This window comes from Caenimonas koreensis DSM 17982 (assembly GCF_009646335.1).
Taxonomy (GTDB): Bacteria; Pseudomonadota; Gammaproteobacteria; order Burkholderiales; family Burkholderiaceae_C; genus Ramlibacter; species Ramlibacter koreensis.
Genome location: NZ_WJBU01000009.1, coordinates 226083 through 237588, shown reverse-complemented (window position 1 = coordinate 237588; position 11506 = coordinate 226083). Strand labels below are relative to the sequence as shown.

14 protein-coding genes are annotated in these 11506 nt (G+C 63.9%); 11 read left to right on the top strand and 3 right to left on the bottom strand.

The window, feature by feature from the left end:
- Nucleotides 1-23 precede the first annotated feature (23 nt).
- The 8 genes from truA to GHT07_RS10710 all read left to right on the top strand — a co-directional run bounded on the left by truA (nucleotide 24) and on the right by GHT07_RS10710 (nucleotide 6769).
- Nucleotides 24-806 carry a tRNA pseudouridine(38-40) synthase TruA gene (gene truA / locus GHT07_RS10745; protein WP_153585061.1) on the top strand — a complete coding sequence of 261 codons (783 nt, stop codon included), beginning with the start codon at nucleotides 24-26 and terminating at the stop codon, nucleotides 804-806.
- A complete protein-coding gene (locus tag GHT07_RS10740) occupies nucleotides 803-1567 on the top strand; it encodes a phosphoribosylanthranilate isomerase (RefSeq protein WP_153585060.1) in 765 nt (254 codons plus the stop codon). Before truA ends, GHT07_RS10740 begins: the two co-directional genes overlap by 4 nt.
- Entirely contained in the window at nucleotides 1533-2792 is a 1260-nt protein-coding gene (gene trpB, locus GHT07_RS10735; RefSeq protein WP_153585059.1) for a tryptophan synthase subunit beta, read from the top strand. Before GHT07_RS10740 ends, trpB begins: the two co-directional genes overlap by 35 nt.
- Nucleotides 2789-3601 carry a tryptophan synthase subunit alpha gene (gene trpA, locus GHT07_RS10730; protein ID WP_323740887.1) on the top strand — a complete coding sequence of 271 codons (813 nt, stop codon included), beginning with the start codon at nucleotides 2789-2791 and terminating at the stop codon, nucleotides 3599-3601. The genes trpB and trpA overlap by 4 nt, the downstream gene beginning before the upstream one ends.
- Before the next feature lie 25 nt (nucleotides 3602-3626).
- Nucleotides 3627-4499, top strand: a complete 873-nt coding sequence (gene accD, locus GHT07_RS10725) for an acetyl-CoA carboxylase, carboxyltransferase subunit beta (RefSeq protein ID WP_153585058.1) — start codon at nucleotides 3627-3629, stop codon at nucleotides 4497-4499.
- Between the two features lie 230 nt (nucleotides 4500-4729).
- Nucleotides 4730-6040, top strand: a complete 1311-nt coding sequence (locus GHT07_RS10720) for a tyrosine-type recombinase/integrase (protein ID WP_153585057.1) — start codon at nucleotides 4730-4732, stop codon at nucleotides 6038-6040.
- 71 nt (nucleotides 6041-6111) lie between these two features.
- On the top strand, nucleotides 6112-6444 hold the full coding sequence (locus GHT07_RS10715; protein ID WP_395687108.1) for a DNA-binding protein: 333 nt from the start codon (nucleotides 6112-6114) through the stop codon (nucleotides 6442-6444).
- A gap of 1 nt (nucleotide 6445) precedes the next feature.
- Nucleotides 6446-6769, top strand: coding sequence for a helix-turn-helix domain-containing protein (locus tag GHT07_RS10710; RefSeq protein ID WP_323740886.1), 324 nt, complete (start codon nucleotides 6446-6448; stop codon nucleotides 6767-6769).
- A gap of 142 nt (nucleotides 6770-6911) precedes the next feature.
- Here GHT07_RS10710 and GHT07_RS10705 read toward each other — a convergent pair whose 3' ends face one another.
- The 3 genes from GHT07_RS10705 to GHT07_RS10695 all read right to left on the bottom strand — a co-directional run bounded on the left by GHT07_RS10705 (nucleotide 6912) and on the right by GHT07_RS10695 (nucleotide 9248).
- On the bottom strand, nucleotides 6912-7226 hold the full coding sequence (locus tag GHT07_RS10705) for a helix-turn-helix transcriptional regulator (protein WP_153585056.1): 315 nt from the start codon (nucleotides 7224-7226) through the stop codon (nucleotides 6912-6914).
- A 159-nt stretch (nucleotides 7227-7385) separates the two neighbouring features.
- The gene (gene copM / locus GHT07_RS10700) at nucleotides 7386-8873 is read right to left on the bottom strand and encodes a CopM family metallochaperone (protein ID WP_153585055.1); all 1488 of its coding nucleotides are present in this window, start codon (nucleotides 8871-8873) and stop codon (nucleotides 7386-7388) included.
- Nucleotides 8874-8921: 48 nt separating this feature from the next.
- On the bottom strand, nucleotides 8922-9248 hold the full coding sequence (locus GHT07_RS10695) for a cupin domain-containing protein (protein WP_153585054.1): 327 nt from the start codon (nucleotides 9246-9248) through the stop codon (nucleotides 8922-8924).
- A 122-nt stretch (nucleotides 9249-9370) separates the two neighbouring features.
- On the opposite strand from GHT07_RS10695, the gene GHT07_RS10690 reads away from it, so the two are divergent.
- The 3 genes from GHT07_RS10690 to GHT07_RS10680 are packed head-to-tail and all read left to right on the top strand — an operon-like array spanning nucleotide 9371 to nucleotide 11503.
- On the top strand, nucleotides 9371-9769 hold the full coding sequence (locus GHT07_RS10690; RefSeq protein WP_153585140.1) for a group III truncated hemoglobin: 399 nt from the start codon (nucleotides 9371-9373) through the stop codon (nucleotides 9767-9769).
- 11 nt (nucleotides 9770-9780) lie between these two features.
- Nucleotides 9781-11022 carry an NnrS family protein gene (locus GHT07_RS10685; protein WP_153585053.1) on the top strand — a complete coding sequence of 414 codons (1242 nt, stop codon included), beginning with the start codon at nucleotides 9781-9783 and terminating at the stop codon, nucleotides 11020-11022.
- A 13-nt stretch (nucleotides 11023-11035) separates the two neighbouring features.
- The gene (locus GHT07_RS10680; protein ID WP_066272792.1) at nucleotides 11036-11503 is read left to right on the top strand and encodes an RrF2 family transcriptional regulator; all 468 of its coding nucleotides are present in this window, start codon (nucleotides 11036-11038) and stop codon (nucleotides 11501-11503) included.
- Nucleotides 11504-11506: the final 3 nt, after the last annotated feature.

Genomic DNA, 11506 nt, shown 5'->3' with positions numbered 1-11506 from the left:
GCCTCTTGCACTCTAGGCCCGCCATGCGGCTGGCATTGGGTATCTCCTACAACGGGCAGGCTTACGAAGGCTGGCAGAGCCAGCTTTCGGGTCGCACCGTGCAAGACAACCTCGAAAGAGCGCTCACGGCCTTTGCCGCACAACGCATCTCCACCGTTTGCGCCGGCCGCACCGATGCCGGTGTGCATGGCCTGATGCAGGTGGTCCATTTCGACACGGACCTGCAGCGCGAAGAGTTCTCATGGACGCGCGGCACCAACCGCTTCCTGCCGGCCGACATTGCCGTGCAATGGGCGCGGCCTGTACCCGACTCATTTCACTCGCGCGCGAGCGCCCTCGCCCGCCGCTACTCGTATGTCGTGCTCGAGTCGCCCGTGAGGCCCAGCGTTGACGCGGGCCGCGTCGGCTGGGTGTTCCGCCCGCTCGACATCGACGCCATGCGCGAAGCAGCGGCAGCGCTCGTTGGCAAGCACGACTACACGTCGTTCCGCGCGTCGGCCTGCCAGGCGCTGAGCCCCGTCAAGACGATGGCGCGCATCGACATCTCCCGCCGCGGGGCGTACTGGCGGTTCGACTTCGAGGCCGACGCCTTCCTGCACCACATGATCCGCAACATCATGGGTTGCATGCTCGTCATCGGCCAGGGCTTGAAGCCGGCGGGCTGGATGCAAGAGGTCTTGCAGGCACGCGACCGCGACGCAGCCGCACCAACGTTCTCACCCGACGGCCTGTACTTTGTAGGCCCGGTGTATGGCCCCGAGTGGAACCTGCCGCAGCGCACGCCTGCGTATGATGGTTTGCCATGAGCCACCCTGCTTCCAGCGAGCGCACGCGCATCAAGATTTGCGGCCTGACGCGTGAACATGACGTCGACGCTGCCGTTGACGCAGGCGCCGATGCCGTCGGCTTCGTCATGTACGCGAAGAGCCGCCGGTACGTCACGGTGCAGCGCGCAGCCGAGCTGGCCCGGCGGCTGCCGCCCTTCGTCACGCCGGTTCTGCTTTTCGTCAACGAAGCGCCTGAAGTGGTGCAACAAGCGTGCACGCAGGTGCCTGGCAGCATCGTGCAGTTCCACGGCGATGAAACGCCGCAGCAGTGCCACGCGGCCACGGACAACGGTCGCCTTGCGTACATCAGGGCCGCTCGCATCCCGCTCGATGATTCGCCGTTCGACTTGGTAAGATTCGCAGCAGATTTCGCCGCTGCGAAGGGCATCCTCCTTGATGCCCATGTCGATGGTTTTGGCGGCTCCGGGAAAACATTCAATTGGTCACGCCTGTCCGCAAACGTCCAGCCCGGCCCGGCAGAGCACGCCGCGCTGCGTCACCTCGTTTTGTCTGGTGGCTTATCGCCTGCAAATGTGGGCGATGGCATCGCGCAAGTACGGCCGCGTTGTAAAACGCTGGCCGTCGATGTGAGCTCCGGTGTCGAGCTCGATGGCCCGGGCAACCAGGGCATCAAGGACCCGGAAAAAATCAATCGGTTCGTCGCTGCCGTTCGCGCTGCCGACGTCCTTCTTGCAAAGTCGACTCATGGCCTCCGATCACCCAACCTATCAACAACCTGACCCGACAGGCCACTTCGGGAAATACGGCGGCAGCTTCGTCAGCGAAACGCTGACGCACGCCATTGCCGAGCTGCGTGACGCTTACGCCAAGTACCAGAACGACCCGGAGTTCCTCGAAGAATTCCGCTACGAACTCAAGCACTTCGTGGGCCGTCCTTCGCCGGTGTATCACGCCGCGCGCACCAGCCGCGAGCAAGGCGGCGCGCAGATCTACCTCAAGCGCGAAGACCTCAACCACACCGGCGCCCACAAGATCAACAACGTGATCGGCCAGGCACTGCTCGCCAAGCGCATGGGCAAGCCGCGCGTGATTGCCGAAACCGGCGCCGGCCAGCACGGCGTGGCCACCGCAACGATCTGCGCGCGCTACGGCCTCGAGTGCGTCGTGTACATGGGCATCGACGACGTGCGCCGCCAGAGCCCGAACGTGTATCGCATGAACCTGCTCGGCGCGACGGTCGTGCCGGTCGAGTCGGGCAGCCGCACGTTGAAAGACGCGTTGAACGAAGCGATGCGCGACTGGGTGACGAATGTCGAAAACACGTTCTACATCATCGGCACCGTCGCAGGCCCGCATCCGTACCCGATGATGGTGCGCGACTTCCAGAGCGTGATCGGCAACGAGTGCATCGCGCAAATGCCCGAGCTGGCTGGCACACAGCCTGATGCCGTGGTCGCCTGCGTGGGCGGAGGAAGCAACGCCATGGGCATCTTCTATCCGTACATCAACTTTGAAAACACACGCCTGATCGGCGTGGAGGCGGCGGGTGAAGGCCTGGATAGCGGCAAGCACTCTGCTTCGCTACAGCGCGGCAGCCCGGGCGTGCTGCACGGCAACCGCACGTACATCCTGCAGGACGACAACGGCCAGATCACCGAAACGCACAGCGTGAGCGCGGGCCTCGACTATCCGGGCGTTGGCCCCGAGCACGCCTGGCTCAAGGACATCGGCCGCGCCGAATACGTCGGCTGCACCGACAAGGAAGCGCTCGAAGCGTTCCACTACCTGTGCCGCATCGAAGGCATCATCCCCGCGCTCGAATCGGCTCATGCCGTGGCCTATGCGATGAAGCTCGCCAAGACCATGACACCCGACCAGAAGATCCTCGTGAACCTCTCCGGCCGCGGCGACAAGGACATTGGCACCGTCGCCGATCTTGCAGGCGTCGAGTTCTACGACAGGCCTTCGATGCGCGGCATCCACGTGAAAGGCGGCAAGCTGTGAGCCGCATCACCACCACGTTCGATGCGCTCAAGGCCGCAGGCCGCAAGGCGCTCATCCCTTACGTCACTGCCGGCTTCCCGTTTGCTGACATCACGCCTGATCTGATGCACGGCATGGTGGAAGCAGGCGCTGACATCATCGAGCTGGGCGTACCGTTCTCCGACCCGATGGCCGACGGCCCCGTCATCCAGAAGGCCGGCGAGAAAGCACTGGCGCTCGGCATCGGCATGACGCAGGTGCTGGCGATGGTGACGGCCTTTCGCGAGAAGAACACCACTACGCCCGTCGTGCTGATGGGCTACGCCAACCCCGTCGAGCGCTACGACCTGAAGCATGGCGACGACGCATTCATCCGCGATTGCGCTGCAGCCGGTGTCGATGGCGTGTTGATCGTTGACTACCCGCCCGAAGAGTGCGAAGCGTTTGCGGCCAAGCTGCGCAGCAACGGCATGGACCTGATCTTCCTGCTTGCGCCCACCAGCACCGATGAGCGCATGGCGCTGGTCGCCCGCGTCGCGAGCGGCTACGTGTACTACGTGTCGCTCAAGGGCGTGACTGGCGCGGGGCACATGGACACAGGCGCCGTCGAGCAGATGCTGCCGCGCATCCGCCAGCACGTCAAAATACCCGTTGGCGTGGGCTTTGGCATCCGTGACGCACAAACTGCGCAAGCGATTGGCAAGGTGGCCGACGCCGTGGTGATCGGCACCAGGATCATCCAGCTGCTTGAGAACAAACCGCACGAGCGGGTCGTTGCCACCTGCGCGGAGTTCCTGCGGGGCATCCGCCTGGCGCTCGACAAGCCATAATCCGCCGATTGACGAGGAATCAACTATGAGCTGGCTCGAAAAACTGCTTCCGCCGAAGATTCAGCAGACAGACCCGGCCGACCGCCGGCAAGTGCCTGAAGGGCTATGGATCAAATGCCCCAGCTGCGAGACGGTGCTGTACAAGACCGACCTGGAGCAAAACCAGAACGTCTGCCCCACCTGCAGCCACCACCACCGTATAGGCGCCCGCGCACGGCTGAACGCATTCCTCGACGCAGAAGGCCGCTACGAAATCGGCCAGGAAGTACTGCCCGTCGACGCGCTCAAGTTCAAGGACAGCCGCAAATACCCCGACCGCCTGAAAGAAGCACTGGAGAACACCGGCGAGACCGATGCGCTCGTTGTCATGGGCGGTGCGGTGCACAGCATCAGCCTGGTGGCAGCCGCGTTCGAATTCGACTTCATGGGCGGCAGCATGGGCTCGGTAGTAGGCGAGCGCTTTGTGCGTGGCGTCGAATCCGCGATTGAACAGAAAGTGCCCTTCCTGTGCTTCACCGCGACCGGTGGCGCGCGCATGCAGGAAGGCCTGCTCTCGCTCATGCAAATGGCCAAGACCAACGCGGCACTCACGCGCCTGGCCAAGAAGGGCCTGCCCTACATCAGCGTGCTGACCGACCCGACCATGGGCGGCGTGAGCGCAGGCTTCGCGTTTGTGGGTGATGTGGTGATTGCCGAACCCAAGGCGCTGATCGGTTTTGCCGGGCCGCGCGTGATTGAGTCCACCGTGCGCGTGACGCTGCCGGAAGGCTTCCAGCGCGCTGAGTTCCTGCAGACCAAAGGCGCTGTTGACTTCATCTGCGACCGGCGTGAGCTGCGCAAGACGGTAGCGCATACGCTGGCGATGTTGCAGCGGCAGCCGGCTGATGCGGTGGATTGATACGGTGGGTTGAAGGTCTGAGTGGCGGTGGTTCGACTCCGCCCCAGGCCACCACCCCTTCTACGCCTAGTCCCTCCCGACTAGGCGTTTTCGTTTGTGCGACAAGGACTTAGCTCCGAAATGTCGCTCACAACGTCCCAAGTCGTTCCGTTACATCCTGCGTTTGCCCGTACCCCAACCCGTGCCCTAGAGTCATTTCATTGAAATTGGCTTCTGGGGGTACGGGCATCATGGGACAGCTGAGCGAAACGCAGATCAAGGCCTCCAAGCCGGGGCCGAAAGAGTTCTTCCTCAACGATGGCGACAACCTGTTCCTGCGCGTGCGCAGCACGGGCAAGGCCTGGATCTATCGCTACGAGAAGAGCGGCAAAACGGTCAAGCTCGGGCTGGGTCCGTACCCCGCAGTGACCCTGGCGCAGGCCCGTGCCAAGGCCCACGAGGCCAACAGCTTGCGCGCCGAAGGTCAGGACCTCAAGGAAGTTCGTCGGCAGAAGGAAGAGCAGCAGCGCGTCTCCAAACTGAACACCTTCGAGCTGCTGGCGCGCGCCTGGGTTGCCAGCGCCAGGAAGGATCGACAGTGGTCAAACGGCTATGCCGACAAGGTCATCCGGCACCTGGAGATCCACACCTTCCCCTGGGTCGGCGACCGACCCATTGAGACGATCGCGCCGACCGAGATCGTGCGATGCCTGCACCGGATCAAGGACCGCGGCAATCTGGAGACCGCCCAGCGCGTTCGCGAGGCCGTGCAGCACGTCTACCAGTACGCCGTGGACGTCGGCGCCTTGGAGCCGGCCAGGAACTTCGTCAACAAGCGCACCGCCGGTCTGCCATCGCCGCGCAGCCGACACTACGCCGCAATCACCGATCCGACGCAGCTCGGACAACTTCTGCGCGACATCCGCGACTACAACGGCGCCTTCATCACACGCTGCGCCCTGCGGCTTGCACCGATGATCTTCCAGCGGCCTGGCCAACTGCGCCTTGCCGAATGGGAGGACATCGACCTCGACCGCGAACTCTGGCGTTGCCCGCCCGAGAAGATGAAGCTGCGCGAATGGCAGAAACGTGACGTCCGCACGCCAGCACACTTGGTGCCACTGCCGCGCCAGGCGACCGCGCTGCTTCAGGATCTGTACCCGCTGACCGGTCCGACAGGCCCGGTCTTCCGCAGCATGTCGCGTCGCTCGGAGAAGAGTCGCTACATCAGCGACAACACCATCAATGCCGCGCTGCGCACCATGGGCTACGACACGAAGGAGCAGATCACCGGCCATGGTTTCCGTGCCACCGCCCGCACCATGATTCGCGAGTACCTGGGCTGGGACTCGGACGTCATCGAGCGCCATCTGGCGCACGTGTCCGACGAGGAGCTGGGGGACAGCTACGACCGTACGACCTTCCTGGTTCAGCGCAAGACGATGGTGCAGCAGTGGGCCGACTTCCTGGACGAGCTGGAGGCCGGAAGGATGCCTGTGCAGGACGGGGACAACGTGCTGCAGTTCGTGAGGGCACCAAGCCATCCAGCCCGGCGTGCCTGATGCATCGTGTTTGCAGTGCCTTTGCTGATGCGGGCAGACCGTGACGTCCGGACTTCAAGAGGAGATACCACATGACTACGGGATTCCCGTATAATTCCAACGGAGCGCTGCGCATCGTTGTCGAGACGCCAACCTTCCAGAAGCAGGCCGAAAGAGTCTGGTCGGAAGATGAGCGATTGGCTTTCATCGACTGGATCGCAGCCAACCCGCTGGCGGGGGATGTTGTTCCGGGTGCAGATGGTGCGCGCAAAGTGCGCTGGGCGCGTGCCGGGGCGGGCAAGTCGAGCGGTGCAAGGGTGATCTACTTCAACCTGACCGAGGAAGAGATCGTGTTGTTGGTGGCGGTGTACGCCAAGGCGGAGCGCGGGAATATGGCTCCTTCCGAGATCAGAAAGGCGGTGTGACGTGGGCATCAGGAAGATCGACATCGAAGCCGTGGCAAGGGCCATCGAGGCCGATGCGGGCGAGGTGCTGCCTGACCTGCGTCAGGCGTTGACGGAAGCCAAGGAGGGCGTGGGACGCGTGAACACGCCTGAACAAATCCTGGTGCGCCAAGCTCGACAAAAGAGCGGACTGACGCAGGCCGATTTTGCCGAGCGCATCGGAACACCCGTGGCGACTTTGCGCGACTGGGAACAAGGCCGGTTCTCGCCGCCGGGGGCGGCATTAAAGTTGTTGCAACTCATCGTGATGCACCCCGAACTGTCCGCGGAATTGGCGGTCGCTTGAGTGAGGACAAATCGTTCCGAGTGCTCACCGCCGACTGGTTGACCTCTTCTCCTGTCGACACCACCCGTGGCCGTGATCACTGGCTCACGCTTACGCGTTGGCAGATTGCTTGGTGAATGCGAGTTGGTTAGGCGCCGGATGCTCACCCGGGATTGGGCGGAGAGCCAGGTGCGGTTGCAGACACCTGCCGGACACGGGCGCCTGACAAGCTTCGCTTCACCTCGCAGGTCGTCAAGGGGCGAAAGCCCGCAGGATCGCCAATCCACGCCTGCAGCGCTTCCCTGCGCCATCCCGTTGCCCGACCGCCAAGTGACACCTGAAGTGGAAACTCGCCAGCGGCGATACGCCGGTAGATGCTGGACCGGCTCAAGGCGGTGATGCGGATGACGTCGGCGAGGCGGTAGAACGCCGGCTCGGGGCTGGAAGAAAAAGCTGTAGTTTCCTGCGCATGTGGCATGGGCTGCACCTTCTTGAACATTCCTGACAGCCACGAGGTTGCTACATCCCGCCGAGATGCGAAACCCACTACGGCGAAATCACGCGCAGTGGGTCGTACCGTCGGGGGAATGGCGCACGGCGCACGCCGGACAGCGAGTCCTTGAAGGATTGTTTCCCTCTACTCGGAGTGCTTGACGCCTCTTGCTGCCAACCAACTCTTCATCTCCTCGATCTCATGCTGCTGGGCGGCGATGATTTCGCGTGCCAACTTCCTGTTCGCAGGATCCTTGCCGTACTGGAGTTGAATTTGCGCCATGTCGATGGCACCCTGATGGTGCGGGATCATTCCCAGTACGAATGCCACGTCCGGATCGGGGTGCTGAATGCCCACCTGCATCGGCCCGTGCATCTTTGCCATGCTGGCTTCATAGGCGCCGCGCGCTGAGCCACCTGATGCGCTTGCAGGCGGCGCTGCATGCCCAAGCCCATGAGCGCCCGCAGGGGCGGGTGGCGCGGTCGCTTTGCCGATGGCCTGCGGCCCATGCGGGTGTTCGGCACTGTACGTGTGGGTCGCCATCTCTGCGGTGGTCGGGTTTGCTTCACCGTTCGGGCCGTACAACGCGAGATGCAGGCCCCAGTAGCCGCTCGCAAAAACCACCAGAGCAGCGCTGAGAGCGGCCGGAATGGTCCAGGCCGAGCGCCGGATGGCGAAGCGCACCTGGGGCGTCGGGTCAGCGGCAATGGCCACGATGATCGCCATGATCAAGGCGTGTCCGACCAGGTCGATGCGCCCGAACGGATACACGGCCGCGTTGAAGATCACGAAGAGCGTGATCGCCGACAGGCGCCGCACCAGTGCCGTCCATAGCAGGCCGAAACCCATCGTGAACTCGGCCACGCCCGCCATCGGGATGAACACGTCGCGCGGCATGCCGAATGTGAGGAACGGTTTTTCTTCAACGAGGGGGTAGAACCAGTCCGGATAGGCGAACTTCTCAAGGCTCGACCACATCAGCGCGATGGCCACGCCCCAGCGCAGCACTTCAAACCGGTACTTTCGCCATTCAGGCTTGTTCGACGATTCAAGCACCAGGTAACCCGCAACCGACACCCCGAGCGCCAGGTAGTCCAGCAGGTGGAACAGGTCGTACTCGGTGAGCGCCAGCACCCACAGCAGAATGATGCCGGCGGCCGCCAGCGGCATCGTCCGGCGCGAGAAGACGAAGGCGGCGATCAGCAATTGCATCCACGACACCCATTCGTTCGGCGTCTTCAAGTCTGGCGTCAGATAGACCCCGCCGACCGCGAAGATCGCGACGAAGAAGGCCGCGATGACCACCCGAACGAAATCGTCCAGGCGCAGCCACAGTGGGTTCATCACCTTGTCCATGCCGGCGAGGATGCTTTGTCCGATGGACATCTTCTCGATGGCCCGGGTGGCCAGAAAGAACACCAGCACCAGTGCGATGCCAATCCAGAACCACTGGTTCGTGAGCGTCGCGCTCAAGGGTTGCGGTGGCGCGCCCACAATATAGGGCGCAAACCATTTCACATGGGCCTCAGCGGCCAAGGCCGTCGCAGCGCATCCCAAGGCGGCGATTCGCAGCAACGGTCGCAGCCGCCCGGGACTCGTGCCTTCAATTCGCTTGCTTGCATTCTTCTTCATATTCACTTCCTTCCGGATCGTTTATTCGAATGGCCCGTGCGGACCCCATCAGGGATGAAGCACCGTCACCAACAGCAGGGTGTCGAGGTGCGCCTGCACGCGGTGGGGCTCTGCGGCGGGCAGCATCACCAAGGTGCCTGAAGCCAGTCGGCACGTGCGCGAGGGCGTCACGACATCCGCCTCCCCCGAAAGGCACTGAATCGTGATCTCGCCAGGCACGTGGTGTTCCGGCAGTGCATGCCCTGCTGCCAGCACGACCCGCATCAGTTGCAGATGCGGGGTCTTGAGCAAGCTGCTGCTGACCGCCGTACCACGCGTCTCGTCGGTGGCGTGCAAGTCGATGACCTCCAGGGGCTGAGCGTGTTTGAGTGCCATGGCGCTTTGCGTTTGATATAGATCAGAGAGGGGCGCGGTGAGGTGGCCGCTTGAAGGCATCATAAGATATATTGCAAGTAAATCTTATGAGCGATACGACGTCCCAAACCGCGCAGGACCGGATGCCCGGCAGCGAACTTTGCACCGAGGCCGAGGTCGCTGCCCTCGTGCACACGTTCTATGCGCGGGTCCGCCAGGACGGGGTGCTGGGCCCGATCTTCGACGCACACATCGGCGACTGGGACCACCACCTGGCCAAATTGGTGGACTTCTGGTCAGCCATCCTCAGGCGCACCGGCCGGTTCGCGGGCGCACCCATGCCCAAGCATGCGGTGTTGCCCGGCCTTTCAGCAGAGCTGTTCCAGCGCTGGCTGAAGCTCTTCAGGGAGAACGCGGCCGCCCAGGCCAATCGGGCGATGGCCGGGCAGGCTTGCGCCATGGCCGAGCGCATCGCGCAAAGCCTGTGGATGGGCTACCAGATCAGCCGCGATCCGGACGCCGTGCCCACGGCGCTGGCTTGAGACTGCGTGCCATGACTGAGCTGCTGCAGATCCAGGAGCCGGGGAGGGTGAAACTCCCAGCGCCGCAATGGGCGGCATTTCTGGAACTAGGCTTCCGGCCGTTGTACTTGGCCGGCTGCTTCTGGGCGGCCGTGTCGGTGGCGCTGTGGGTGTTCGCCCCCGTCATGCTGCGCGGGCAGTTGGCCGGTGTCATCTGGCATGCGCACGAGATGCTCTGGGGCTTCATCGCCACCATCGCGGTGGGCTTCCTGCTCACCGCAGGGGCGAACTGGACCGGCATCAATCCTCTCAAAGGAAAGGCGCTGGGCGTGCTCAGCGTACTGTGGGTGACGGCCCGTGCCGCCTATCTCATACCCGGTACTACCTCCTTCTGGGTGGCCGTGGCGAGCGAACTGGTGTTCTTCATGGGCGCCGCCATCGCGTTGGGCCGTGCCATCTACGGTACGCGCAGCCAGCGCAACTACGGTGTGCCGCTGCTGGTCCTCGCCTTGGGCGTTGCCGATGCCTTGTTCCTGCTCGCCGCCTGGCAGGGCGACTACGTGCGGCTCATGCAGCACTTCAACACAGGCCTGCTGTGCATGGGAGTGATCGCGCTGCTGGTGGCCAGGCGGGTGATCCCATTCTTTGCCATGCGTGCGGTGCCGGGTTTGAGCATTCCGATGCACACGCACAGCGGCCATTGGCAACTGGCGGCGAGCGGCCTGGCCATCGGCAGCGGGCTGCTCGGCTGGTCGGAGGCGACAGCCCTTTTCCTGACCGTCGCGGGAGTCATCGCCGTGGTCCAGGTATTGGCCTGGAAACCCGGTGCCGTATGGCGCGTGCCGCTGCTGTGGATTCTCTATGTCGGTTACGCCGCGCTTGGCGCGGGGTTGCTGGTGGCGGCTGCGCACGCCGCAGGCGCCGTGCTGCGCGCTGCCTGGCCGGCGCACGTGATCGGCGTGGCGGGGTTTTCCGTGCTGATCATCGGCATGGTGACGCGCACGGCGCTGGGACACCTGGGGCGGCCGCTGCGCACGGACCGCCTGATCGTGTGCTGCTATGGGCTGGTGATCGCGGCGGCGGCGCTGCGCCTGCTGGCGCTGCTGCCCACCGGCCTTGCTCTGGCCGCACTGCACGCCTCCGCCAGCGCCTGGGTGCTGGCCTTCGCACTGTACCTGTGGCGGTTCTTTCCGATGTTGATTCGCCCGCGCATCGATGCGGCGCCGGTGCTCAGACCCGACAAGATCGCGGTTCGCTCGAACCCACCCCAATGAACAAGGCATCGCCATGCGCCTGACCACGATGACCGACTACGCGCTGCGCCTGCTGATGTACGTGGCGCAGCAGCCTGATCGCCTGTGCACCATCTCCGAGGTGGCGCAAGCCTACGCCATATCGGAAGCACACCTGATGAAGGTGACGCACCAGCTCGGTCTGCAGGGCTGGATCGAGACCGTGCGTGGCAAGGGTGGTGGCATGCGCCTGGCCCATGCGCCGCGCGATATCAACCTGGGCGCCGTGGTGCGCGGCATCGAGCCCGACTTCGCCCTGGTCGAGTGCTTCTCCACTGACAATCAGTGCGTGCTGACCGGCCAGTGCCGGCTCGCTGGCGTGCTCGGAGGTGCGCTGCAGGAGTTCATGGCGCACCTGGATGGGTTCTCGCTGGCCGACTTGCTGCCCGGCACCGACCTGCTGATCAACCTGCTGCCCAAAGCGGGCCAGCGGATGAAGCCACAGCGCCGGCAGGTGGCATGAGGA